At 71.3% G+C, this 24,056-nt stretch carries 21 protein-coding genes; 7 read left to right on the top strand and 14 right to left on the bottom strand.

The features are described from left to right. The first annotated feature begins 54 nt into the window (after positions 1–54). A complete protein-coding gene (locus QN157_07625) occupies positions 55–399 on the top strand; it encodes a hypothetical protein (GenBank protein ID MDR7555461.1) in 345 nt (114 codons plus the stop codon). A 1-nt stretch (position 400) separates the two neighbouring features. Here the strand turns inward: QN157_07625 and QN157_07620 are convergent, their stop codons facing one another. Continuing rightward, a complete protein-coding gene (locus tag QN157_07620) occupies positions 401–877 on the bottom strand; it encodes an aminoacyl-tRNA deacylase (GenBank protein ID MDR7555460.1) in 477 nt (158 codons plus the stop codon). A 531-nt stretch (positions 878–1,408) separates the two neighbouring features. On the opposite strand from QN157_07620, the gene QN157_07615 reads away from it, so the two are divergent. Further along, complete coding sequence (locus QN157_07615; GenBank protein ID MDR7555459.1) at positions 1,409–3,433, top strand: DEAD/DEAH box helicase; 2,025 nt, start codon at positions 1,409–1,411, stop codon at positions 3,431–3,433. Positions 3,434–3,493: 60 nt separating this feature from the next. Here the strand turns inward: QN157_07615 and QN157_07610 are convergent, their stop codons facing one another. The 10 genes from QN157_07610 to QN157_07565 form a co-directional block, all read right to left on the bottom strand. Beyond that, positions 3,494–3,883, bottom strand: coding sequence for a type II toxin-antitoxin system VapC family toxin (locus QN157_07610; protein ID MDR7555458.1), 390 nt, complete (start codon positions 3,881–3,883; stop codon positions 3,494–3,496). Then, positions 3,880–4,107, bottom strand: coding sequence for a type II toxin-antitoxin system Phd/YefM family antitoxin (locus QN157_07605; GenBank protein MDR7555457.1), 228 nt, complete (start codon positions 4,105–4,107; stop codon positions 3,880–3,882). The genes QN157_07610 and QN157_07605 overlap by 4 nt, the downstream gene beginning before the upstream one ends. 106 nt (positions 4,108–4,213) lie before the next feature. Further along, positions 4,214–5,155, bottom strand: coding sequence for a sialidase family protein (locus QN157_07600; protein MDR7555456.1), 942 nt, complete (start codon positions 5,153–5,155; stop codon positions 4,214–4,216). 31 nt (positions 5,156–5,186) lie between these two features. Further along, entirely contained in the window at positions 5,187–6,008 is an 822-nt protein-coding gene (locus QN157_07595; GenBank protein MDR7555455.1) for a carbohydrate ABC transporter permease, read from the bottom strand. Beyond that, positions 6,005–6,892, bottom strand: coding sequence for a sugar ABC transporter permease (locus tag QN157_07590; protein MDR7555454.1), 888 nt, complete (start codon positions 6,890–6,892; stop codon positions 6,005–6,007). The genes QN157_07595 and QN157_07590 overlap by 4 nt, the downstream gene beginning before the upstream one ends. A 153-nt stretch (positions 6,893–7,045) precedes the next feature. Further along, positions 7,046–8,365 carry an extracellular solute-binding protein gene (locus QN157_07585; protein ID MDR7555453.1) on the bottom strand — a complete coding sequence of 440 codons (1,320 nt, stop codon included), beginning with the start codon at positions 8,363–8,365 and terminating at the stop codon, positions 7,046–7,048. Further along, positions 8,362–10,113, bottom strand: a complete 1,752-nt coding sequence (locus QN157_07580; protein MDR7555452.1) for a ribulokinase — start codon at positions 10,111–10,113, stop codon at positions 8,362–8,364. The genes QN157_07585 and QN157_07580 overlap by 4 nt, the downstream gene beginning before the upstream one ends. 5 nt (positions 10,114–10,118) lie before the next feature. Next, the gene (locus QN157_07575) at positions 10,119–11,567 is read right to left on the bottom strand and encodes an L-fucose/L-arabinose isomerase family protein (GenBank protein ID MDR7555451.1); all 1,449 of its coding nucleotides are present in this window, start codon (positions 11,565–11,567) and stop codon (positions 10,119–10,121) included. 487 nt (positions 11,568–12,054) lie between these two features. Next, entirely contained in the window at positions 12,055–12,372 is a 318-nt protein-coding gene (locus tag QN157_07570; GenBank protein MDR7555450.1) for a type II toxin-antitoxin system Phd/YefM family antitoxin, read from the bottom strand. Further along, entirely contained in the window at positions 12,369–12,686 is a 318-nt protein-coding gene (locus tag QN157_07565; protein ID MDR7555449.1) for a type II toxin-antitoxin system RelE/ParE family toxin, read from the bottom strand. The genes QN157_07570 and QN157_07565 overlap by 4 nt, the downstream gene beginning before the upstream one ends. A 39-nt stretch (positions 12,687–12,725) precedes the next feature. Here QN157_07565 and QN157_07560 point away from each other — a divergent pair, with 39 nt between their 5' ends. From QN157_07560 to QN157_07545, 4 genes are all read left to right on the top strand, one after another. Beyond that, on the top strand, positions 12,726–14,102 hold the full coding sequence (locus QN157_07560; protein MDR7555448.1) for a substrate-binding domain-containing protein: 1,377 nt from the start codon (positions 12,726–12,728) through the stop codon (positions 14,100–14,102). A 124-nt stretch (positions 14,103–14,226) separates the two neighbouring features. Then, entirely contained in the window at positions 14,227–15,234 is a 1,008-nt protein-coding gene (locus tag QN157_07555; GenBank protein MDR7555447.1) for a TAXI family TRAP transporter solute-binding subunit, read from the top strand. A gap of 182 nt (positions 15,235–15,416) precedes the next feature. Further along, the gene (locus QN157_07550) at positions 15,417–17,393 is read left to right on the top strand and encodes a TRAP transporter fused permease subunit (GenBank protein ID MDR7555446.1); all 1,977 of its coding nucleotides are present in this window, start codon (positions 15,417–15,419) and stop codon (positions 17,391–17,393) included. Positions 17,394–17,557: 164 nt separating this feature from the next. Next, positions 17,558–18,298: an aspartate/glutamate racemase family protein gene (locus QN157_07545; protein MDR7555445.1), complete on the top strand. Its 741-nt coding sequence runs from the start codon at positions 17,558–17,560 to the stop codon at positions 18,296–18,298. Positions 18,299–18,377: 79 nt separating this feature from the next. Here the strand turns inward: QN157_07545 and QN157_07540 are convergent, their stop codons facing one another. The 3 genes from QN157_07540 to QN157_07530 are packed head-to-tail and all read right to left on the bottom strand — an operon-like array spanning position 18,378 to position 22,262. Beyond that, entirely contained in the window at positions 18,378–20,090 is a 1,713-nt protein-coding gene (locus QN157_07540; GenBank protein MDR7555444.1) for an amidohydrolase, read from the bottom strand. A gap of 10 nt (positions 20,091–20,100) precedes the next feature. After that, positions 20,101–21,288, bottom strand: a complete 1,188-nt coding sequence (locus QN157_07535; protein ID MDR7555443.1) for a M20 family metallopeptidase — start codon at positions 21,286–21,288, stop codon at positions 20,101–20,103. Next, positions 21,285–22,262, bottom strand: a complete 978-nt coding sequence (locus tag QN157_07530; protein MDR7555442.1) for a GTP-binding protein — start codon at positions 22,260–22,262, stop codon at positions 21,285–21,287. The genes QN157_07535 and QN157_07530 overlap by 4 nt, the downstream gene beginning before the upstream one ends. 201 nt (positions 22,263–22,463) lie before the next feature. On the opposite strand from QN157_07530, the gene QN157_07525 reads away from it, so the two are divergent. Beyond that, on the top strand, positions 22,464–24,053 hold the full coding sequence (locus tag QN157_07525; GenBank protein ID MDR7555441.1) for an ABC transporter substrate-binding protein: 1,590 nt from the start codon (positions 22,464–22,466) through the stop codon (positions 24,051–24,053). The last annotated feature ends 3 nt before the right edge of the window (positions 24,054–24,056 follow it).

Genomic DNA, 24,056 nt, shown 5'->3' with positions numbered 1-24,056 from the left:
TGCGCGGTTGAAGTCAGGCGAACGCATCCGATCGCCGGACCGGAGGAGACTCCCATGGCCTACTACCTGGTGCGCGCCCGTCCGAAGCCAGACCGGCTGACAGAACTGCGCGAACGGTTGGACCGCCAGGAGTTTGCCCCCATGCGGCCGTTTGGGGGCTCGCTGACCCGCGCCCTGGAGGGCGCCCGCCGCGATCCGCAGACGGGCGAGGCGGTGTGGGAGGAAGAGGACTACTGCTCGCCGCCCCTGGCCATGGAGCGCGCGGCCGTGCTGGACGAGTACTTCGAGGCGCTGCGGGTCGAGCGCGTGCGCGAGGGCGAAGGCTGGCGGCGGCTGGCGGGCCTACCCTCACTGTGGGAAGGGTCGGCGGTCACGGACGGGGCGGACGATTCCACATAGATCAAGGGCGTGTCACCTTGCCGGTCAGCACCACTACCTGCGCGCCGGTGGCCCGGGCGAGGTCGCGCGGGTCGATCCACAGCTGTAGCCCCCGCACTCCGGCGCTGATGCTGATCCGCGGGTGGCGCAGGGCTGAGGCATCGATGAACACGGGATGGCGGCGCCGTTGCGCCAGCGGCGAGACCGCTCCTTTGACATAGCCGACCAGCCGCATAAGTTCGGTAGCGTCGACCAACGCGGCCCGCTTGGCGCCCAGGAGCCCGGCGAGCGCCCGCAGGTCGAGCGCAGCATCTCCGGGCACACAGGCCACCGCGACCCGCCCATCGTCCGTGCGGGCCACCAGGGTCTTGAACACCTGGCCCGGCGCCAGCCCCAGGCGTGCCGCGGCCTCGGCGGCGGTGTAGGCCTCGGCCTCGAACTCGCGCAGCTCGTAGGTGATGCCCAGCTCGTCGAGCACCCGGGTGGCGCGCGTGCGCATCGCCTGGGAGTCTTCTTCGCCAGGGCCGCACCGCCTTCCAGGTAGTCCACCTCGGGGAGAAGCCGCCAAGCCAAAGCACGCACGGTCCGGGCACCCGCAGGAATTCCTCTGCACCCACAGAGGGCAGGGACGACACGTGCGCCCCAGCCGGCGACGTGTTGTCCACCGGGCAGACCGGTTCATCTGGGCGCGATCACCTCCGCGCGCGTGTCCAAGTGCCGTCGCTGGCGCTGTGGGCACCCCAGGCTCCCGGCCGCCCGCGCGTATGGATCGGAGGCGCAGTCGTCCACTATGCCGGTATCGGACACATGTTCGTATTGAGATCGCCCGGGTGTTTAAACAGTACGTACACAGGCCACGTCGGTCTACGGTCCCCGCAGGTGTTGGCCCTCGCAGCAGCCGGCGGCGCTCACCAATACACCGCTGGAGGAGACATCCCGCTGTCGGAAACGCCGCGCTGCGGGAAGCGCTGTGCTACAGGGAAACGCTGCGCTGTAGGAAACGTCCCGCGGCCCGTGGAAGCGGACGTCGATGGGACGCCCGCCCGCGTCTGCCACCACGGCGCCAAGCACCCTGCATCCGGGGCTGCGGCCGATCCTCGCCGAGGTCGGCGAGGTACCGCCCGGGCCCCTGGTACCAGCGCGCTTTCAGCGCGAAGCCCTTGCGGCGGTCGCCCATGACGACGTGCTCGTGGTGGCCCCCACCGGCAGCGGGAAGACCTGGATCGCCGAGGAGGCGATCGCCGCGCTGCTGGCCCGCGGTGCGACCGCCTGGTACACGACGCCGCTCAAGGCGCTGTCCAACCAGAAGTTCCGGCAGTTCCAGCGCCGCTTCGGCGAAGCCGCCGTGGGCCTGCTCACCGGCGAACGACGGATCAACCCGCGGGCGCCGCTCATCGTCGGCACCACCGAGATCCTGCGCAACATCCTCTACGGCGGCGGCGCCGGTATCGGGCTGATCGTGCTCGACGAGGCCCACTACCTGGGAGACGAAGAGCGCGGGACCGCCTGGGAAGAGATCCTGCTGCTCGCGGCGCCGACGACGCGGCTGCTGCTGCTGTCGGCCTCGATCCCCAACGCCGAGGAGCTGGCGGCCTGGCTGGCCGGCGTCCGGGGCCGCCCGCCGCGCATCGTGCGCGAGGACGAGCGACCGGTCCCGCTACGGCTGCTGCTCGCCGACGCCGCCGGGCGCCTGCTGCCGCCGGCGTTGGCGGGGCGCATCCGTCCGGGGCAGCGGCGCCCGGGCTGGCTGCGCGACCTGTTCCGCCAGCTGGACGCGGCGCAGCTGCTGCCGGCGATCCTGTTCTTCCCCTCGCGCCGCCAGTGCGACGAGGCCGCACGGGAGCTGGCGGTACTGCGGGTGCCCGGGGCCGAGGAGCGCGCGCGGGCGCTGGCCCGCTGGGAGAGCGAGTACCCGACGCTGCTGGGCCACCGCTTCCGGCACACGCTGATCCAGAGCGGCGTCGCCCCCCATCACGCCGGGCACCTGATGGGGTGGCGCCTGGCGGTCGAAGACCTGCTGGCGCGGGGACTCGTGCGGGCCGTGGCAGCCACGACCACCCTGGCCAGCGGGCTCGACGTCCCCGCGCGCACGGTCGTGCTCACCACGCTGGTGCGCAACAGCCCGCAGGGGCCCGTACCGCTCTCGGTCACGGAGTTCCAGCAGATGTCGGGCCGCGCCGGCCGGCGGGGACGCGACCGCATTGGCGTGGTGGTCATCCCGGCGTTCACCCGCGAGGACGCCGAACTCGGGCTGAGCCTCGCCGACGCCGACCCCGAACCCGTGATCTCGGCGTTCACACCGTCCTACACCCAGGTGCTCAACCTGCTTGCCCGCCGCGACCTCGAGACCGCGCTGGGAGAACTGCAGCGGTCGCTCGCCGCGTTTCAAGACCTCCTCGGCCGACCCCCACGCCTGCCACGCCGGCTGCCGGAGGGGCGCATCGCCGCCGCGGTGGCGCGCGCGCGGGACGGGGTGAGCGCCGTCTTCCTGCTGCGCGCGGCCGTCCTCCAGGTCTTCGGCTACCTCGACGCGGACGCGCGCCTGACGCCTGAGGGCCGGTGGGCGATGCGCCTGCGCCATCCGCGGCTGCTGATTCTGGCCGAGCTCGTCCGGCGGCGGCACCTGCCGGGCACCGTCCCCCGTCTGGCCGCGGTGGCGGCCGCCCTGGGGACCGAGCGGGCGCCGCGGGCCGGTGGGGCCCACGCGCGGCTCGGCGGGCTCGCGCAGATCGTGCACGAGGTGGCGCGCGTCGAGCGCGAGGTGCACCTGCCGGCGGACCCGGTCGTCGACGAGTTCCGCGTCGACTGGGACCGCCAGCGACGGCGGCCACTGCCGTCGCCCGCCGAGCGCCGCGCGGCAGCGGTGGAAGCGTGGGCCCAGGGCGCCGAGTGGCTCAAGCTGGTGGCCGACGTGGACGTGGAAGAAGGCGACCTGCAGCGCATCGTGCTGCAGGCCGCCGAGGTCCTCATGCAACTGGAAGGGCTGCCCTTTCCCGCGGTGCGGGCGCTGGCCCGCGCCGCGCGGGCGGCGCTGTTGCGGGCCCCGGTCGTCTGATGGAAGCCAGTGCGCGTTGGGCCTGGCGGGCACGCCGCGCCAGGGGCTGCGCTCGCGGCCTCAGGCGCGGATGAGCGGCACCTCGTACGCGGCCAGTTGCGGGTCCGCTGTGAGGATCGTCAGCCCCTCGAGTTGCGCCTGGGCGACGAGCAAGCGGTCGAACGGATCGCGGTGGTACGGCGGCAGGCGGCCGGCGCGCAACCCGTGTTCGACCTGCACGGGCAGCGGCAGGATGCGGCCCCGCCGCATCCTGCTGGGAACGTAGCGCTCGGGCGCGACGGGCAACCGCAGCTTGCCCAGGGCGTGTTTGATGGCGATCTCCCACGCGCTGGCCGCCGAGAGGTAGAGGGCATGGGCGCCGTCCTGGACCACGCGCCGGGCCTCTGCCGAGAGCCGCTCGGGTGCGGCCTCCATCCAGAGCCAGCACTGGGTGTCCAGCAGGATCTTCATGCCCCTTCGAACGTGGCGAGGATCTCGTCCGGCAGCGGAGCGTCGAAGTCGTCGGCGATGGTCACCTTTCCCCGATCGAGCCCGAGGCGCCGGGCTGCGGGTTTGCGTCGGACGGGTACCAGGCGGGCGACCGGCGTATCGGCCCGCATGATCACCACCTCCTCTCCGGTCTCCACGCGCCGCAGGAGTCGGGAGAGGTGGGTCTTCGCCTGATGGACGCTCACCTTCACGCACAAGATTTTGAACTAAGTCTATGACTTAGTCAATGCCAGTCCCCCTGCACGGGCCGGCTCCGACGTGATCCTTGACGCCCGGCGCCGACGGCGGCGCTCAGGGTGCGAGCACGACGTGCCGGATCTCCCGCCGCCGTGCCGTGTAGGCCACGTGCACCCGGCCAGCGCCGTCCAGCACGATGGCCGGGTAGGAGTACTCGCCCGGCCCCTCCTCGAGCACCGCCACCCGCGTCCAGGTCGCGCCGCCATCACCGCTCTCGGCCAGGCAGAGGGGGTACCGCAGCTCCCACTGCATCGGATCCCGCCCGCGGTCGGTGTGGTTGTACGCCAGCCACAGGCGCCCGTCGGGCAGGCGCACCATGTCGATGCCGGCGTTGGGATTGGGCAGCGGCGTCGGGTACGGCGTCGACCATGTCTGCCCGCCGTCAGCGCTCTCGGCGGCCCAGATGCGGCCTACCCGGGTGCGCATGAGCAGCAGCAATCGACCCGGCGCCGCTTCGGCCAGCGTCCCCTGGATCATGGCCACGCCGGTGCCGGCGCCGATCGTCAGGTCATCGAATACCCACGCCGTGGTGTGCCGCGCGACGTCCAGGCGCGCGATCCCCACCTGCCAGCGCACCTCGTCGTACACCGGGAGCAGCAGCGTGGCGTCCACGCGGAGGGGCTTGTTCTTGGTCAGCACGCCCGCGCGATCCCACAGCAGAAGTTCCTCCGACCAGGTCTGTCCGCCGTCGGTCGAGAGCCGCGCGCACGGTTTGCCGCCGGTGCACCACGCGCCGTAGACGCGAAAGTAGGCCAGCCAGAGCACGCCCGGTGCGCCGGCGAACAGCACCGGGTTCCCGCACGGGTGTCCGTCGGCGGGCGCCACCAACGTGGGAGCCGACCAGGCCATCGCCCCTGCGGCCAGCCGTGCGGTGTAGATCCCCGAGTCGGGGAGCCCCTCCGCAGTACCTCCGAACCACGCGCCCAGCAGGCTGCCGTCGGGCAGCGGCAGCAGCGTGGCCCCGTGGCAGAACGCCGTGGGCAGCGGGTTCGTCATGGCGCGCCGCGCGAGGACTCCGGCGGCCATCCTACCGGTGGGCCGTCATGGCGATGCCGCGGATGATGGACCGCTGGAGGAACAGGAACAGCACCAGGGCAGGCAGCGCCGCCAGCGCGGCGCCGGCCATGAGGATCCCGTAGTCGATGTCGTAGGCCCCCTGCAGCGCCCGCAGCCCGATGGGCAGCGTGAACATCTGGGGCGAGGACAGCGCGATCATCGACCAGAAGAACTCGTTCCACGCGAAGGTGAACATGTAGATGACCAGGGCCGCCAGCGCCGGCCTGGCCAGCGGCACGATCACGTGCAGCAGGATCCGCACGTTCCCGGCGCCGTCGACGCGGGCGGCGTCGTCCAGCTCCGTGGGGATGTTGAGGAAGAACTGCCGCAGCAGGAAGATGCCGATGGGCATGCCGATCATGGGCAGGAAGACCGCCGGGTACGTGTTCAGCAGGTGCAGGCGGTTCATGAGGAAGTACAGGGGAATCACGTTCACCTCCAGCGGGATCAGCATCGACGACAGGAACGCCAGGAAGAGCGCGTCGCGCCCGCGCCACTGCAGGCGGGCGAAGGCGAACGCAGCGGGGATCGCCACCAGGGTCGACAGCACCGTGGTGGCCGTGGCCACCACCAGGCTGTTGAGCATCCACCGCAGGAAGGGCCAGCGGGTCAGGACGACCTGCACGTGGTGCAGCGTGGGCTGCTGGGGGATCCACCGGGGCGGGAGCGCGAAGATCTCGGGCGCGGGCTTGACGCCCGTGGCGAACATCCACGCGATGGGTGCGATCCACAGGGCCAGCAGGCCCGCCATGACCGCCAGCACGACGCCCGCCAGCAGCCGGTCTGCCCTCACAGCGCCGTCCCCAGGCCGAGCCAGCGAAAGGCGAGCAGCGTGAGCCCCAGGATGATGGCAAACAGCACTACGCCCACCGCCGCGGCCTGGCCCATCTCGAGGTACTCGAACCCGAAGCGGTACAGGTACAACGCCAGCACCTCCGAGGCGCGCCCCGGGCCGCCGGCGGTCATGATGAGCACCTGGCCGAAGACGATGAAGCCCGAGATCGTGGTCAGCACCAGCGCGAAGAGCACCGCCGGCTTCAACAGCGGCAGCATGATCGCCACGAAGATGCGGGCGCCCGAGGCCCCGTCGATGCGCGCTGCCTCGTAGAGCTCCTCGGGGATGTCCTCGAGCGCCGCCCGAAACAGCACCATGCGGTAGCCCGCCAGCCACCACGTGGTGGCCAGCGCGATGGCCGGGATCGCCCACCGCGGCTCGTTGAGGAAGACCGGCGGGCGCAGCCCCCAGCCCCGCAGCACCAGCAGCACGATACCGAAGTCGGGATCCAGCAGCCACCGCCACACCAGGCCCACGACGGACACCGTCAGCAGGTACGGGAAGAAGAACCCCGCCTCCATCCAGTGGGCGACGCGCGTGCCCCGGTGCGTGAACAGGAACAGCGCCAGCAGCAGCCCGACCCCCACGATGAGCGGGATCGCGAGCGCCGCGAACTCCAGCGTGTTGCCCAACGCGTTCCAGAAGCGGGGGTCGCGGGCCAGCGCCAGGTAGTTGCGGGCCCCGGCGAACTGGGCCTCGCCCAGGGGATCCCACCGGTACAGGCTGATGACGACGCCATAGAGCACCGGGCCCAGCCGAAAGAGCACCCAGAACGCCCCGAAGGGTGCCAGGAACAGCGCGATCTCGCCGGCGCGCAGCAGCCGGCGCCTGCGTGGCGTCACGCCGTCCGGGCGCGGGCGCCGCACCCGGCAACTCGACGGCCGCGGGCGGGGCGCGGGGATCCCCCCGCGCCCCGCCCGCTTACAGCCCGCCGCCGTCGTCCCATAACCCGGTGCCGCACGGTCCAGCGCCCCAGAAGGTCGTGCCGGCCCCGGCTAGGCTGCCAGCACCCGGTTGACCTCGGCCTCGGCGCGCGCCAGCGCGTCACGAGGAGCCAGCCGCAGGTTATACGCCTCCTGGATGTAGGGCTCGATGGCCGCGTGGACCTGCGGGGCCTTCTCGTGGATCAACGGGTAGTGCACGTAGCCCCGGTTGGCCATGTCCGTGAACTTCTTCAGCGCCAGCGACCACGAGTCCGACTCCAGCAGCGCCCGCGAGCGCTGCGCGGGCAGGTAGGCCGGGATGTGCCCGCCGTAGATCCCCCACAGGTCGGAGTGCTCGTTGATCCACTTGATGGCCCGAATCGCCGCCACCAGCACCTCGTTGCTGGCCCGGTCCGGCCGCTGGCGCGGGATCACGAGGTTGTGGCTGTCGCCCCAGGTCACGGGCCGGTCGAAGAACTTCGGCACGTAATGGAAGCCGAAGTTGACCCGGCTGTCCTTGGCCGTGGGCAGGTACCAGTTCCCCGCCAGCAGCATCCCCAGCTGCCCGGCCGCGAACTGCTTGAACCCGTCGGTGCCGGGCTGGTTCCAGCCGCGCCGGATCATCGTCACCAGGTAGTCCAGGGCGCGCAGGCCGCGCTCGTCGTTGAACGCCGCGCGCTTCCCGTCGGGCGTGAGCAGCTCGCCGCCCTGCCCCCAGAACAGGATCTCCCATGCCCGGCGGATCTTCCGGGGCAGCGCGTCCTCGGCCGGGTGGAAGGCGAAGCGGCCGGTGCGGGTGCGCAGGGCCTCGCAGGCGCGCTCGAACTCTTCCCGGGTCTCCGGCGGGCGGTCGGGGTCGAGGCCGGCCTGGCGAAAGAGGTCCTTGTTGTACCACAGCCCCCACATGTGCGAGTCCAGCGGCACCAGGTAGCGCTTCCCCTGGTAGACGCCCGCCTCCCACACCGTCTTGGTGTAGGCCGGCGCCCGGATGTCCGCGATCTCCAGCAGGTTGCCCGCCCGCGACTCCTCCAGCGGCGTGAGTGCCCGGTAGACGTCCATCACCCGGCTGGAGTGGCAGATGCCGATGTGCGGCGCGTTGCCCGCGCCCACCGCCGCGAACAGCTGCGCGTAGTACTCGGCCCACTGGCCCTGCAGCAGGTTCAACCGCACCGTGCGGTGCTCGGTGTTGAACTGGCGGACGATGCGCTCCATGGCGGCGGCGTCGCCGCTGTGGAACAGCGTGTAGTAGTCGAGGGTGAGCACCCGCTCCTGGGCGGCCGCCAGGGGCAGCCGCACCCCTCCGGCCGACGTCGCCAGCGCCGCCGCCGCGGCCGTCTTGAGGAAAGCGCGCCGGCTGATCGCGCTTCCGTCCCCACGCCCGTTGCCACTCATCTCCCGTCACCTCCGCGCTCGCGGTCTCGTGCCACCTCTGCGCGCCGCTCCCGGGCCCCGCGCGCCTGCGCGCGCAGTGCCCGCAGGCGGCGCATCACGTCCGAACCCCCCTCGCCGAAATGCCGGGCGAGGTCCAGGTACTCGCGGTAGAGCACGTCGTACACCCGGTGCGCCCGCGTGTCGGGCCGGTACGGCACGTACTGCCGATCGCCCATGCGCTCGATGGCGGCCAGCATGCCATCGCCGCCGCGGTCCGCGCCCGCCGCCGCGGCCGCGTAGATGGCCGCGCCGACCGCCGACGCGTGGCGGGCCTGCGAGGCCAGGACCTCACGGCCCAGCACGTCGGCGGTGATCTGCAGCAGCAGCGGGCTGCGTTCGGCCAGGCCGCCGCACGCGATCACCTCGCGCACGGGCACGCCGCCTGCCTCGAACGTGTCGAGCACGCGCCGGGTGCCGTAGGCGGTCGACTCCAGCAGCGCCCGGTAGATCTCGTGGGGTTCGGTGGCGAGCGTCAGCCCCACCAGCAGCCCCGAGAGGTCCGCGTCCACCAGCGGCGTCCGACAGCCGTTCCACCAGTCGAGCGCCAGCAGTCCCGCCTCCCCCGGTTGCAGCGTCGCCGCCTGCGCCTCGAGCGCTGCGAAGAGCGCCGCCTCGCCGGGCGCGCCGGCGCCGCGCCCCGCCGGGGCCGCGCCCCCGGTCTCCGCCCGCGCGGCCACCCGCTCGGGCACGCTGGTGCGCACGTACCACTGGAAGATGTCGCCAACCGAGACCTGCCCGGCCTCGTACCCGAACAGCCCCGGCAGGATACCGTCCTCCACGACGCCGGCGATACCCCGGACCGCGCGGCGCTGCGGGTCGACCAGCAGGTGGCACGTCGAGGTGCCCATGATCGCCACCAGCCGGCCGGGCTCGCGCACGCCCACGGCGGGCACCGCCGCATGGGCGTCGATGACGGCCACCGCGACCGGCGTGCCCGCGCGCAGGCCCGTACGGCGCGCCCAGGCGTCGGTGAGCGCGCCCGCCGCCGTGGCCACGGGCTGAGGAGGCCCCAGGCGGTCGAGCAGCGTGGGCAGCGCAGGGTCCAGCGCGGCCCAGAAGGCTGCGTCGGGATACCCTTCTGCCTTCTGCCAGTGGGCCTTGTAGCCCGCCTGGCAGGCGCTGCGCACCTCGCGGCCGGTCAACTGCCAGACGATCCAGTCGCCGCCCTCGATCCAGCGCGCGGCAGCAGCCATGACCTCAGGCGCTTCCGCCAGCACCTGCCACCCTTTGGCCCACAGCCACTCCGACGAGGTCTTCCCGCCGTACCAGCGCAGGAACCCGGCGTCCGGCCGGTCCGCGGCCGCATTGATGCGATCGGCGTAGGGCTGCGCGGCGTGGTGCTTCCACAGCTTGGGCCAGGCATGAGGCTCGCGGCGGTACTCGGGCAGCGTGCACAGGGGGACGCCGTCGGCGGTCGTGGGAAGCACCGTACACGATGTGAAGTCCACGCCGATGCCCACGATGGCGTCGGCTGGGACCGCAGCAGCCATCTGGCGGAGCAGCACCTCCAGGACGCCCACCCAGTCGTCGGGATGCTGCAGGGCCCAGTCCGCGGGCAGCGGCCGAGGCTCGTCCGGCAGCGTCCGGTCGATGACGCCGTGGGGGTAGGCGGCGGTGGCCGTGGCCGCCAGCGCGCCGTCGGCGGTCCGGACCAGGACCGCCCGGGCGGACTCCGTGCCGAAGTCGACGCCGACGGTGTAGGTGGTCACCGCCGTCACGCAGAGGCGCCGGGCAGCGCAGACGGTGCCGGCCCGAACACCCGCGGCTCGATCCCCGTCATGCGGCAGAACCAGACGAGGTCGGCCACCCAGTCTCCGTAGACTCCGTGGATGTGGTTGGAGTCGTACTCGGCCAGGAACGCGTCGGCCGAGACGCGCAGCCGCGCGAACGCGTGCGGCCACTGCGGCGTGGTAGCTGCCACCTTGCGCGCGGTGACCTCCGGCGGAAAGGCGACGAACTCGCCGGGGACGATGGCCATCCAGTAGCGGCCGTTGCGGCGGGCCAGGCGGGCGAGCGTCACCGGGCCCGGCGCCGCCACGTGCATCACCGAGGCACCGCCCGCGGGAAAGTAGAGGATCGCCGGGTAGAGGTGCACGTGCCGGAGGTTGGCCGCGGGGTCGAACGATCGGCCCGCGAAGTACGTGGCGTGCTGGCCCGAGTTGCACAGGTCCCACACGTCGTCGGCGGCGTCGTAGTGCCGCACGTCGGCGAACAGCACCGGGGTGCCGGCCAGGTGCTTGAAGATCTCCATGGTCAGGGCGCCGTCGCTGTCGGCCTCGGTGGCGCAGACGATGGGGTCGTGGGGGCCTTCCCAGTCGTAGGGGTCGTTGAGGAAGGCTTCGGGCACGTCCATGGTGACGAAGTGATCGGTCATCTCGGGCTGGCCCTTGATCCCGCAGAAGTCCAATCGCCACTCGTCGACGAGCTCGCGCACGGCGTGGTAGGCCTTGATCTGGCGGCGCAGCAGCTCGGGGGTCAGCTTCTCGCCGTCGTAGTGGATCGTCGCGCCGTGCTCCTGCAGCCAGGCGATGGCGGCGTCGGCCCGGCTGTCGGGGACCCGCGCGGCGCGCCGGACGATCTCGAACTGGTCGATGTGCTCGATGTCGATGCCGAACTCTCGCCGCCAGACGTCCAGGGCGGGCACGGCGGTGTACATCCCCATCGAGCGGCCGCCGATCACACCGTACACCTCGCCGCGCAACCGGTTGCGCGCCGCCGCCGGCCGCAGGAACTGCAGCACCCGCTGGAAGACCGCGTCGTCGTCGATGTCGCCCGAGACCCGCCCGCAGCACACCCCGATCTGGTCCAGGCTGCCGGCCGCCGCCAGCATGGCCACCAGCCCCGGATACTGCGGGTTCACGTTGGAGAACAGCAGGATCGGGGCGGGGACGAACTGGGCCGCGATGGCAGAGTAGTGCGGCCAGGCCCAGATGGCGTAGTTGAAGATCGTGACCTCCACGCCCTGGGCCGCGAGGTACCGCGCCTCCTGCTGGGCCAGGTCGGTGGTCCAGACGATCTCGCGGCCGACGACGACCTCCCATCCGGCCGCCCGCAGGCGCGCGGCCAGACGGTCCTGGAACTGGCGGGTGAGCGGGAGCAGTTCCCGGTGGACGGCGGGACGGCCGTCGGAGAAGGTCAGCACTCCCACCCTGGGTGGCTTCATCGATCCCCTCCCGAGACGGCGCCGGGCCGCAGGCGTAGTGATAACGTTCTCAGACCCGTGAAAAGTTCGCGGCCCCTCCCGAACTTCCTGCCGGGGCGGCCCGAGGCCGCATCACCTTCGAGCCTACCGGAGGACCGCAGCGTGGGGCAATCGGGTCTGCGCTCGATCCGCCCGGCCTGGCAAACTGGGCGGTGGCCGCCGGCTGGTGCTGGCCGACCCCGCGCCGGATGCCCGGCCCGGACCTCGCGCCGATCCACTGCCACGCCAGCACCTGATCCCCCGGTTGATCAGCTGCCCGTAGCGGTCCCGCGTCTGGACGTCCATCTCAACCAGCACGGTGGTGTCGGGCGGTGCAAGACGGTATCTCCTGATCCAGAAACTCCGCCACTGCTGCGGGACTGCGGATCTCTGAGGTCTGTGGTGTCCGGGGGACATCGGGGAAGCGTACCAGGGAGCGAACCCGCAGGGGGCGGCCGCGCGGGTGCAGTCAGCGGCGCCGCCGGCGAGACCGCAGGCGCTGTCGCGCCTCACCCAGGGGAACTCCCCTGGCCGGAAGACCGGTCCGCAGCCGCTCGCGGACGACGGGATCCGCGAGCAGTTCCCGCGTCTCCAGTTCATCTTCCAACTCCTGCACGCGGGCCAGCAGGCGGGACCACGTCTCCCGGGGAACGAGGATAGCATCGGCCTTCCGTCCTCGGGTGATGGTGATGGGCGTACCAGCGGCCACCTCGTCCAAGAACCGGGATGGATTCTTCTTAAAATCGCTGATCTGTACGACCTTGTCGATCATCGCTGTCAAGCTCATGGACGACTCCTCCTCACTCCCCCGATCCCTCGACGTTGCAAGGCCTTCTCGATTAACTCATAAAGGTTCTCACGGCGCACACCCACGTACCACACCAGCACGTGGTCACGGGCGCGGTCCCACCGATAGACAATACGATAGCGACCGTAGGTGATCCGGTGATGACCTCGTAAGGGCCCCCTCAGCGGTCGTCCAAAATCAGGCTCCCGCTCAAGAAGGGCGATCTTGTCGAGGATTCCCTCCAGAACCTCTTCATCGTGCACCTTTCCGAGGTCCTCGGAGAGGCAATCCGGATGCACCTCGACGATGACCATTTACAGATCCAAATATAGATCCGAAAATGGAGCCAGTCAATGGTCTGCCGCCTCACCAACGGACGGATCGTCAAGCCCGAGGGCCACCCCGGGAACCCGCTCAACCGCGGCACTCTCTGGCCCAAGGGCGTGGCCTGTATCATCGCCGTCTACGACCCCCACCGGGTGAAGGCGCCGCTGGTCCGCGCCGGCGAGAAAGGGGTCCCCGGGCGCTGGCGGCAGGCCACCTGGGACGAGGGTGGTGGCCGAACCGCGGCTGCGCGGCGCCGGTCCCTTTCCCCACCGGGGCGCAGGGATCACCCGGCCCCTGGAGAACGAGATCGCGAGAACGTTCTCTCGTCCTGGATCCACCATGGCCCCGGTCTGGAGCCCGACATGGCCACGTTGAAGGACGTCGCCCGACGCGCCGGCGTCTCGGTGCCCACCGCCGCCCGCGCCCTGGGCGGTTACGGGCACGTCAGCCCGACCACCCGCGACCGAGTGCTGCGCGCCGCACGCGCCCTGGACTACCAGACCAACGCCATCGCGCGCAGCATGATCAAGGGCCGCACCCACACTCTGGGCGTGATCGTCTCGGACAACGCCAACCCGTTCTTCGCCGCGGTCGTCCGGGGCATCGAGGACGTGGTTCTGGCCCGCGGCTACGCCATCATGCTGTGCAACACCGACGAGGATCCGGCCAAGGAGGCCCTCTACATCGCCATGGTCCGGCAGAAGCGGGCCGACGGGGTGATCGTCTCGCCCTCGCGCGGTGCCTCGCCGCTGCTGCGCGCGCTGGTGGCCAGCCGGGTGCCCGTGGTGCAGGTGGACCGCCGGGTCCGGGGCCTGCCGGCCGATGCCGTGGTGTGCGACAACCGGGCCGGCGTGGCCGCGGCCGTCGCGCACCTGGTGCGCCTGGGCCACCGGCACATCGGCATGATCAGCGGGCCCCGGCAGGTCTACACCGGGCGCGAGCGCCTCGCGGCGTTCCGGGCGGCGCTGCGCCGCGCGGGGCTGCCCGTCGTCGACCGGTGGATCCTGGAGGGCACCTTCAAGGAGGAGAGCGGGTACGAGCTGGCGGGGCGGTTCCTCGAGGGACAGCGCCCCACGGCCATCTTCGTCGCCAACAACCTCATGACGATCGGCGCCCTGCTGCGCTTGCAGGAAGCCGGGGTGCGCATCCCCGAGGAGATGGCGGTCGTGGGGTTCGACGACATGGACTGGGCGCCGATCCTGACCCCCCCGCTGACCGCCGTGGCCCAGCCCTCCTACGCCCTGGGCCGGACCGCCGCCAGCCTGCTGCTCGACCGCCTGGAGCGCGGCGCCAGCAGGCCACGCACCGTGGTGCTCCAGCCCCGGCTGGTGGTCCGCGCGTCCTGCGGGGCGCTTCGGGGAGCGCCGACCATCGCCGGCGGGAGTCTTCCATCTCTGATCTGAGATATGGCAAATAGAGATATGGGGGAAAATCGGGCAAGAACCCGATTGGTGCGAGCTTTGCGGCCCCCTACACTGTTTACGCCCCGACAGCGTCGGGAGCTGGACACCGTGGGAGGGATTGCGGATGGCGTTGCGATCGCGCGCTGTGTGGAGTTTGGTCCTCGCCGTCCTGCTGGTGGCGAGCATCGCCCCGCTGGCGCAGAGTCAGCCGCGCGCCGGGTGGCCGCGCTCGGTGACGATCGGCTCGGCCTCCATCGGGGGCGTCTACTTCGTCGTGGCCGGCGGCTGGGCGCGGGTCATCAGCGAGAAGATGGGCCTCCCGGCCACCAACCGCGTGACCGGCGGGCCGGTGCAGAACATCCAGCTGGTGCAGACCAAGGAGATCGAGCTCGGCATGACGACCACCGGGCCGCTCTACGAAGCCCTGCAGGGCATCGGCGAGTTCCGGGGCCGCAAGATGGATGCTGTCCGCGTGATCTTCCCGATGTACACCTCCTACGCCCACTGGATGGTCAACGCCGACTCCGGCATCCGCTCGGTCACCGACCTGACCGGGAAGGTCGTCAGCCTCGGGCCCCGCGGCGGCTCGGCCGAGTTCGTGGGCGAGCGGGTCATGCAGTTGTTCAACGTGAAGCCGCGGCGGATCGTCTACCTCGGGTTCGCCGACGGCGCCTCCGCCATGCGCGACGGCGTGGTGGACGCCAACTTCGGCGTGATCGGCGTGCCGGTACCCGCCTGGGTCGAGGCGGCGGTGACGCGGCCGGTGCGATTCTTCGGGTTCTCCCCCGAGCAGATCGAAACGCTCACCGAGAAGTTCCCCTACCTGGCCCGCGCCGCCATCCGGGGCGGCGTCTACCGGGGACAGGACGCGCCGATCCCCACGGTGCAGATGTGGAACGCCGCCATCGTGCACAAGGACGCGCCCGAGGACTTCGTCTACGAGCTGGTCAAGACCATGTTCGCCAACCGCGACTTCCTGGCCACCGTGCACCCGACGGCCAACGAGATGCTGCCGGTGAACGTCTTCTACATCAAGATGCCGATGCACCCCGGGGCGATCCGCTTCTTCCGCGAGCAGGGGGTCAAGCTGGACGACGCCCACCTGCCGCCTGAGCTGGCCGCCAGGAAGTGAGGCCGACCTGGTGACGCCCGGGGCACCCAGACCTCACACCCCGCCGGGGCGGGCGCGGGCGGCGCCCGCCCCGGATCCGCGGTGAGCACGAGGGACACGCGGCCGCGCCGGTGGCGGCCTGACACCGTCACCCGCCGGCGCAGGCCCGCCCCGATGCGCACGCCGAACACGAGGCCCCGTCCGTGAGCGCCGGGCCACCCGACGTCGCGCCCGCAGCGCCGGCTGGCCTGCCGGTCGATACGGCGCGGGTGGGCGAGGTCGTCGAGCTCCCCACGCGCGCCCTCTCGCCACGGCTGCACGCCCTGGTGCGGGCCATCGCCGCAGCCATGGCCATCTACCACATCGTGCAGCTCGGCCGCTTCTTTGGCATCGTCACGGACCCGCAGAAGCTCTACGCCGTCCACGTCACGTTCGTCGTCGTGCTGGCGTTCCTGCTGGTGCCGGCGCGCCGCGGCCAGCAGCGCCCCACGGTGCTGGACTGGCTGCTGGTGGCCGCGGCCCTGGTGGTCCTGGCCTACGTCTTCCTGGTGTTCGAGGAGCTGACCGGACGCGCCGGCGTCTTCCCCACGCGGGAGGACGTCATCGTCGGGGTCCTGCTGATCATCGTCGCCACCGAAGCCGCGCGGCGGGCCACGGGCTGGTCGCTGCCCGTCATGGGCGCCCTGTTCGCCGCCTATCCGTTCCTGGGCCCCTACCTGCCCGGTCTGCTGCACCACAAGGGGTTCTCGTTTGGCACCGTCGTCTCGTTCCTGTTCAGCGACAACGGCATCTACGGCGTGCCGATCCAGGTCTCGGCCCGGGACGTCTACCTGTTCATCCTGTTCGGGGCGTTCATCGAAGCGTCCAACATCGGCCGGTTCATCGTGCAGGCAGCGCTCAGCGTCGCCGGCAGCCGGCGCGGCGGCCCGGCCAAGGTCTCCATCCTCACCAGCGCCCTGTTCGGCACCGCCAGCGGCTCGTCGGCCGCCAACGTGATGGTCGACGGGGTGATCAACATCCCCCTGATGAAGGCCACGGGCTTCACCGGCCCGGTGGCCGCCGGGATCGAAGCGATGAACAGCACCGGGGGGCAGATCGTCCCGCCCATCATGGGCGCCGCAGCCTTCCTCATGGCCGACATCCTGGGCATCCCCTACGCGCAGGTGGCCGTAGCGGCCATCGGGCCGGCTCTGCTCTACTACGTGGCGGCCTACTGGATGATCGAGTTCTACGCCGCCTCCCAGGGGCTGCGGGGACTCCCCCGGGCGGAGCTCCCGCGGTTCCGCGACGTGATGCTCCAGCATGGCTACCTGCTGCTCCCCATCGTCGTGCTGCTCTACATGATCATGGGCCGTGGCGCCGCGCCGGCCCGCGCCGCCCTCTACGCCCTGGGCGTGGCGTTCGTCGCGTCGTTGGTGCGGGCCGACACGCGCCTCACGCTGCCCAAGATCGTCGGCGCCATGGAAGAAGGGGCCAAGCGCACCATCGAGATCGGCGTCTCGTGTGCCTCGGCGGGTGTCATCGTCGGCATCCTGGCGCTCACCGGGCTCGGCGGGAAGTTCTCGGAGTTGCTGATCGACCTGGCCGGAGGCAACCTCCTGGCGGGGCTGGTGGCCACCATGTTCGCGGCGCTGATCCTGGGCATCGGGCTGCCGACCACGGCCGCCTACGCCATCGCAGCCAGCGTGCTCGCGCCGGCCCTCATCAAGATGGGCGCGGTGCCCCTGGCCGCCCACATGTTCATCTTCTACTTCTCCATCATCTCGGCGGTCACGCCGCCCGTGGCCTTCGCCTCGTTCGCGGCCGCCAGCATCGCCAAGGCGCCCATGTGGGAGTCGTCGGTAGAGTCGATGCGCTTTGGCCTGGCCGGGTACATCGTGCCCTTCATGTTCGTCTACGGCCCGTCGATCCTGGTCGGGCAGCGGCCGTGGCCGGAGACGCTGCTGGCCCTGACCACGGGCACGGTGGGCACACTGTGTCTGGCCGCGGCGATGATCGGCTACCTGGCGCGGCGGGCCACGCTGCTCGAGCGCGCGGTGCTCTTCGTGGCGTCGTTGCTGCTGATCCGGCCGGGGCTGGTCACCGACGTGGCGGGGCTGGCGCTGCTGGCCGCGGTGGGCGTGGCGCAGCGGGTGCTCCGGCCGGTGGAACGAGCGCCCGCGGGCGCCGGCCCTGCCTGAGCGGTGGCCGCCGCGTCGTCGCATTGACGGTATCTGGTCGTCGTATTGACGGTATCTGCCGACCATCCCTACAATGCGACTGACGCTCGCTCAGCGCCACGCCGCAGCACAGGCAGTTGCACATCGGTGAGCGTGTCGCACGGACTCCGCGAGGAGGCGGCGCCATGAAGCTCCTGTACATTCTCCCCGGCAACCTCTCCCACTCCGACGCCGGGCGGGCCGAGATCGAGCGGCGCCGCGGCATCCTGCGGCGCCTGGCCGCCGCGGACACCCACGTGGACGTCGTGGACGTGCCCGACGGCCCGCTGTCGATCGAGTCGGCCTACGAGGAGTACCTGGCGGTGCCCGGGACGCTGCGCCGCGTGCAGGAAGCGGCACGGGCGGGCTACGACGGCGTCATCGTGGGCTGCTTCGGCGACCCGGGGGTGGACGCGGCCCGGGAACTGGTGGCGATCCCGGTGGTCGGGCCGGCCGAGGCATCGATGCTGCTGGCGGCCACCCTGGGCCACCGCTTCGCGATCGTCACGGTGTTGGACTCGGTGGTGGCGCCGTTGCGCCACCTGGCCGTGCGCGTGGGCCTGGAGCGCAAACTGGCCGCGGTGCGGGCGGTGGACATTCCGGTGCTGGACCTCGCCCGCGACCGCGACGCCAGCATCGAGCGCATGATCGCCCTGGGACAGCGTGCCGTGCACGACGACGGTGCCGACACGCTGGTCCTGGGCTGCATGAGCATGGGCTTCCTCGAGGCCCACGGCCGCATCGCCGAAGCGGTGGGCGTGCCCGTCGTCAACCCGGTTCTGGCGGCGGTGAAGGTGCTGGAGGCGCTGATCGGGGCGGGACTGCGGCACAGCAAGAAAGCCTACCCGCTGCCGCCCAAGCTGCGGGCGACAGCCCCGGTCCGCTAGCCACGCCCGGCCGTCGCGCAGCCGCCCGGCGTCGCACGGCACGCGGCGCCTGCGACCCGGCGAACCCGGCGCGGAGCGGTCAGGCGCGTTCGTGCACGATCCGGCCGCCCACCATGGTGAGGGAGACCGTGATCGTCGGCAGCCGATCGTCGGGGACCGTCAGGTAGTCGTCGCTGAGCACCGCCAGGTCGGCCCACTTCCCCACTTCCAGCGACCCCTTGCGCTGCTCCTCGAACGTGGCGTACGCGCCGTTGATGGTCCACAGGCGCAGCGCATCCTCCCGGCTGATCTCCTCCCCCGGCAGCAGCCTGCCCGCCAGGGTCTGCTGGGTCGTCACCATGTACAGGCCCAGCAGGGGGCGCTGCGGGTCGTACGCCACCGCCGGGCAATCGGTGCCGCCCGTGACGACGAGGCCTTCGCGCAGCCAGCTCCGCACCGGCAGTCCCCAGTCCTTCACGGTGCGCTCCCACGGATCCGACGGCGGGTGCTTGGCGATCCGGACCCGCGACATCGCCTCGTGCATGTGGAACGAGCGCGCCGCCGCGAAGTAGGCCAGCGTCGGGTTGGCCGCGATGATGAGGTCGAGCGCCTTGACCCGGCGGTAGTACTCGGGGCGGATCAGCCCGAAGCCGTGCTCGTAGGTGCACCGCCGCCCGCGCAGCGGTCGCTCACGGTCCGCCTGCTCCAGGACGTCGAGCACTAGCTGCGTGGAGTCCTCGGAGTACCCGGTGCCGACGTGGATCGCCATGGTGAACCCCAGCCGGTTGGCCTCCAGCAGCATCGTGCGCAGCTTCTCCGGCGAGTAGGCCCACCACCCGTCGTTCTGTACCACCAGCTTCAGCCCGCCCAGCCGCAGGAACGGTCCGCCCAGCCCCTGCTTGGGTCCGAAGTAGCGGCGCAGGGAGTCGCGGATGTCGTCGATGCGCATGTAGCGCGCCGGCAGGCCCAGGAGCAGATCGGTGCGCACGGTCAGCACGCCCCGTCGGTCCGCTTCGATGTACGCGTCGATCTCTTCGGGGATGAGCCCCATGTCCCGCGTGCCCGTCACCCCGCACTGGTTCAGCAGCCGGGCCTGGGCCTGGATGGCCCGCACGTACGTCGCCGTGTCGTAGTGCGGGAAGTCCCATTTCTTCAACGGCAGGCCCATGCGCTCCCAGAGCCGCCGGCGCGCCAGGTCCCCGGCGCCGGCGATGAGGTGGCCCGTGGGTTCGCCGCTGTCGTCGCGCACGATGTGCCCTTCGGGCTCGTTGGGGTCGCCGCCGGGGTCGGGGGTGTGCCGATCGATCCCCGCCAGGCGCAGCGCCAGGGTGTTGAGGATCACGTTCTTCCCCGACTGGAAGATGTACACGGGGTTGTTGGGAGCGACACGGTCCAGGTCGTGGCGGTCGGGGAACCGGCCGTCACGCAGCGCGCCGCGGTACATGCACGACGTCACGATCCACTCGCCCGGCCGCGCCTGTCGTGCGCGCTGCGCGATGGCCTCCTGGATCTCGGCGATGTTCTGGGCCCAGGCCAGGTTGACCTTGACGCCCACCTCCGGCTGGTCGAGCCCTGCCAGCAGCATGTGGGTGTGGTTGTCGATCATCCCGGGGATGACGCAGGCTCCCTTGAGGTCGATTCGTCGGGTGGACGCGCCGGCCAGACGCTTGATATCGCCGTCGGTACCGACGGCGACGATCTTGTCGTCGACCACGGCCAGGGCCTCGGCGATGGAGAACCGGGCGTCGACCGTCAGGATCTTCCCGTTGAACAGGATGGTGTCGGCCACGAGCCGGCCGTCCTCGATGCCCACAGCGTCCTCCTCACTCCCCGGTTGGGGCCGGCACCGGCCCCCGATGCTCGGTGTGGGCCGCCGCCACCACCGCGCTGTCGGCCAGCAGGTCCAGGGCCGTCCACGCCATGGCCTGCGCGGCCACCAGCATGGCCGCCATGGCCCGATCGGTTGCGGCGCATGCCGCTGCCGCCCGCGTGTGGAACGCCACGTCGGCCGGCCACGTCCCCACCGAGAACAGCACGGCCGGGACCGCCTGGCTGACGTCGCCGAAGTCGGTGGAGGCCATCGCGCGCCACTCCCCCACCGTCTCTCCCAGAGCGCGCAGGTTGGCGGCCAGCACGTTCCCCACCGTCTCGTTGTGCCGCACCGGTGCGAGCCGCTGCACCTCCCGCACCTCCAGCTCGACGTCGGCGGCCATGGCGGCGGCCTGCGCGCACCGCACCACCCGCCGCGCGAGCTGCTCCAGCGTCGCGGGATCTGCGGCGCGCACGCCGATGGTGCAGGCTGCGCGTTCGGGGATCACGTTGGGTGCCTGGCCGCCGTCGGTGACGATGCCGTGGATCCGCGCGCCGTCGCCGATGAACTGGCGGAGCGCGTTGAGGTTGGCATACGTGAGCAACACACCGTCCAGCGCACTGGCCCCGCGCCACGGCTCGTCGGCCGCATGGGCTGCCCGTCCCCGAAAGACCAGGTCGAAGAGGCAAAGGCCGCTGCAGGCCCGCAGGAGCGCGGTGGCCTGCCAGGGGTGGAACGTCAGGGCGACGTCCAGGTCGGCGAACACGCCGGCGGCGAGCATCTGCACCTTGCCGGCGCCCCGCTCCTCGGCGGGACAGCCGAACACCCGCACGGTGCCGGGGAGCGCCGGCATCTCGTCGGCCAGCAACACGCCCGCGCCCACCGCTGCCCCCGCGATGAGGTTGTGCCCGCAGCCGTGGCCGATTTCGGGCAACGCGTCGTACTCGGCCAGGAAGCCAATGATGGGACCGGGCCCGACCCCGCGCCGGGTGGCCACGAAGGCCGTCTGGAGCCCGGGCACCACGGCCGTCTCGAACCCATGGCGCTCCAGCAGCTCGCGGCACCACGCGCTGGCCCGGTGTTCGGCAAAGGCCACCTCCGGATGGGCGTGGATACGACGGCTCAACGCCACCAGCGCCTGCCCCTTTGGGCCTGCGGCGCGCGCCCGCACGCGTTCCTTGTGTGCCACGACGCTGATCACGGCAGCGCCACCTGACAGTCCTCGAGGGCCCGGCGCAGGCGGCCCAGCTCGTCGTCGGCCAGGTCCCGCGCGATGAGCACCAGCTCGCTGCTGCGCTCCTCGCCGTCGGCCCACGGGACGCCGGCGGTGACGGTCCAGCGCCCGCCCACCAGGTGCAGCAACACCCGGCGAGACACACCGTCCAGATGGAGCACGCCCTTGGCCCGGAACACGGCCGGCGGCAGCGCGTCGAGCAACCGGCCCAGTCGCTGGAGGTCGAGCGGTCGTGGCAGCCGCAGCGATACGGCGCGAAAGCGATCGCCGTGCAGGCCCCAGGGCAGGGGACGCGTGGTCACGGCCGGAGCAGGCGCGTGCGCGTCCGGCGCCCGCTCACGCGCAAGACCGCCTCCCCAGTCCAGCACCAGGGCCGGTGGTACCTCTGCGCGCACGCACCGCAGCCGGCGGGCCGTGGGGTTCAACTCCTGCAGCCCGCGCTCGACCTGCGCTACGATCGGCGGGGCCACCAGGTCGACCTTGTTGAGCAGCAGGAGGTCGGCGCAGGTGATCTGCCCGTACGCCGACTCCGCGTAGTCCAGCGCCCGATCGAAGTTGGCCGCGTCCACGACCGTCACCACTGCGTCCAACCGCACCACGGCCTGCAGCGGCGGGGCCAGCAGCTGCCGTGCCAGCGGGGCGGGGTCGGCCAGGCCCGACGTCTCGACCACGATGGCCTGCGGGGCGGGGGCGCGCTCGAGGAGCCGCGCCAGGGCGGGCACCACGTCGTCGCGCACGGTGCAGCACACGCAGCCATTGGCCAGCTCCACCACGTCCTGGTCGCGGGACTGCAGCAACCGGGCGTCGATGGCGATCTGGCCGAAGTCGTTGAGCAGGATGCCGAGGCGACGTCCGCCCGCGTGGTCCAACAGGCGGTTGAGCAGCGTGGTCTTGCCGCTGCCGAGAAACCCCGTCACGATGGTCACCGGGATCGGTTCCATGACAGCCTCCGGACCTGCACCCGCGCCGTCCGCCCGCGAGAGTTCTCGCCGTCGGCCCCGGGCTCCTGGCCGGCGTGTAACGGGTCGCGTTGACCGCCTGCACCCGGCATGCTACGTTCTGACGTGTTGACGCGGGCGTGCGTCGTAGGCGACGCTGAGAGTTCAGCGTCGGTGATCTGATCCCGGCAAGGGGGGATGACGATGCAGAGGCGAGGAATGACGCTGCGCGTGGTGCCACTGTTGGTGGGCGTGGCACTGCTCGCCGGCCTGTACGCGCCGGCCGGCGGCGCGCCCGCGCCCGGCAGGGGCGTGACGTTTCCCATCGTGGCGGACCCGACCTTCAACCCACTGCACCCGCGGGCCTTCGTCGAGTCCATCATCGTCAACCGCGTGCTGTTCAGCCGCCTGACCAAGTGGGGCAAGAACGGGCAGTGGGTGGGAGACCTGGCCGAGCGCTGGGAGGTCTCGCCCGACGGGCTGACCTGGACCTTCCACCTGCGCCGGGGGGTCAAGTGGCACGACGGCCGCGACTTCACCGCCGACGACGTCAAGTTCACGTTCGACACGATCATCAACCCGCAGCTGGGCGCCCAGTTCGGTCCCAACTTCCGCCCCGTGCTGCGCGAGGTCCGCGTCCTGGATCCGCTGCGGGTGCAGTTCGTGCTCTCGTCGCCCCTGGCCAGCCTGGTGGCGCTGGTCGGCACCAACGTCGGGATCATTCCCCGGCACGCCTTCGCGGGAGTCACCGACCCGTGGACGCACGACGCGTTCAACAAGCGCAACCCCATCGGCACCGGCGCCTACAAGATGAAGGAGTACGTGGCCGGCTCGTACGTGACGCTGGAGCGCAACCCGAACTACTTCGCGGGCACGCCGAGCATCGAGACCATCACCTTCAAGGTCTTGCCCGACGTGAACGCGCAGATCGCGCAGTTGCTGGCCGGCGACCTGACCATCGTGTTCATCGACAACCCCGCGCTGGTCCGGGCCGTCCGGGGCCGCCCCGACATCGAGGTCACCACCCTGCCGCAGAACAACTTCTACTACATGGCGCCCAGCCACCGTCACCGGCTGTTCCAGGACCGCCGTGTCCGCCAGGCGATCATGTATGCCTGGGATCGCCCCGCGATGATCAAAGGCTTCCTGGAAGGGTTCGCCACCCCGGCCAGCGGGCCGATTTCGCCGGTGCTGAAGAACTACTTCAACCCCAACGTCAGGACCTACGAGTTCGACCGCGCCCGCGCCCGGGCACTGCTGGCGGAGGCCGGCTGGCAGCCGGGGCCCGACGGCGTGCTGACCAAGGGTGGTGAGCGGTTCAGCTTCACGCTCATGTACCCCACGGTCCAGTACTTCGAGCCCCTCTCCGCCCTGGTGCAGCAGTACCTGCGCGCGGTGGGGATCGAGGCCAAGCTCGACGGGCGGGAGTTCAACGTCTTCATCCGCCAGATGCTGGCGCGGCAGTACGACGCCCTCATGGGCTGGTGGATCACGCCGTACGACCCCGACTTCTTCCCCTACATGCACTCCAGCACTGCCGACCGCGGGTTCAACCTGCCGATGTACAGCAACAAGGAGGTCGACGCGCTGCTGGAGGCCGGCAGGAAGGCCACCACCGTCGCCGAACGCGAGCGCATCTACAAGAAGTTCCAGGAAGTGGTGGCCGAGGATCTGCCCTACCTCTACCTGTGGTGGCCCAACGAGATCCGCGCCTGGTCCAAGCGCCTCAAGGGCGTGCCGGCCATCGACCTCCGGTCGGCGCTGGAGTGGGCCTACGAGTGGAAGCTGGAGTAGCGT

The organism is Armatimonadota bacterium, from assembly GCA_031459855.1.
Lineage (GTDB): Bacteria > Sysuimicrobiota > Sysuimicrobiia > Sysuimicrobiales > Humicultoraceae > Fervidifonticultor > Fervidifonticultor primus.
The sequence above is the reverse complement of the archived record's forward strand: the minus strand, read 5'-3'. Positions and strand labels throughout refer to the sequence as shown.

What these genes read in the sequence shown, in the direction of transcription:
- QN157_07625 (MDR7555461.1), top strand. Translation starts at nt 55, where the DNA reads ATGGCCTACTACCTGGTGCGCGCCCGTCCGAAGCCAGACCGGCTGACA.
- QN157_07620 (MDR7555460.1), bottom strand. Translation starts at nt 877, where the DNA reads ATGCGCACGCGCGCCACCCGGGTGCTCGACGAGCTGGGCATCACCTAC.
- QN157_07615 (MDR7555459.1), top strand. Translation starts at nt 1,409, where the DNA reads ATGGGACGCCCGCCCGCGTCTGCCACCACGGCGCCAAGCACCCTGCAT.
- QN157_07610 (MDR7555458.1), bottom strand. Translation starts at nt 3,883, where the DNA reads ATGAAGATCCTGCTGGACACCCAGTGCTGGCTCTGGATGGAGGCCGCA.
- QN157_07600 (MDR7555456.1), bottom strand. Translation starts at nt 5,155, where the DNA reads ATGACGAACCCGCTGCCCACGGCGTTCTGCCACGGGGCCACGCTGCTG.
- QN157_07585 (MDR7555453.1), bottom strand. Translation starts at nt 8,365, where the DNA reads ATGAGTGGCAACGGGCGTGGGGACGGAAGCGCGATCAGCCGGCGCGCT.
- QN157_07575 (MDR7555451.1), bottom strand. Translation starts at nt 11,567, where the DNA reads ATGAAGCCACCCAGGGTGGGAGTGCTGACCTTCTCCGACGGCCGTCCC.
- QN157_07570 (MDR7555450.1), bottom strand. Translation starts at nt 12,372, where the DNA reads ATGAGCTTGACAGCGATGATCGACAAGGTCGTACAGATCAGCGATTTT.
- QN157_07565 (MDR7555449.1), bottom strand. Translation starts at nt 12,686, where the DNA reads ATGGTCATCGTCGAGGTGCATCCGGATTGCCTCTCCGAGGACCTCGGA.
- QN157_07560 (MDR7555448.1), top strand. Translation starts at nt 12,726, where the DNA reads ATGGTCTGCCGCCTCACCAACGGACGGATCGTCAAGCCCGAGGGCCAC.
- QN157_07555 (MDR7555447.1), top strand. Translation starts at nt 14,227, where the DNA reads ATGGCGTTGCGATCGCGCGCTGTGTGGAGTTTGGTCCTCGCCGTCCTG.
- QN157_07545 (MDR7555445.1), top strand. Translation starts at nt 17,558, where the DNA reads ATGAAGCTCCTGTACATTCTCCCCGGCAACCTCTCCCACTCCGACGCC.
- QN157_07530 (MDR7555442.1), bottom strand. Translation starts at nt 22,262, where the DNA reads ATGGAACCGATCCCGGTGACCATCGTGACGGGGTTTCTCGGCAGCGGC.
- QN157_07525 (MDR7555441.1), top strand. Translation starts at nt 22,464, where the DNA reads ATGCAGAGGCGAGGAATGACGCTGCGCGTGGTGCCACTGTTGGTGGGC.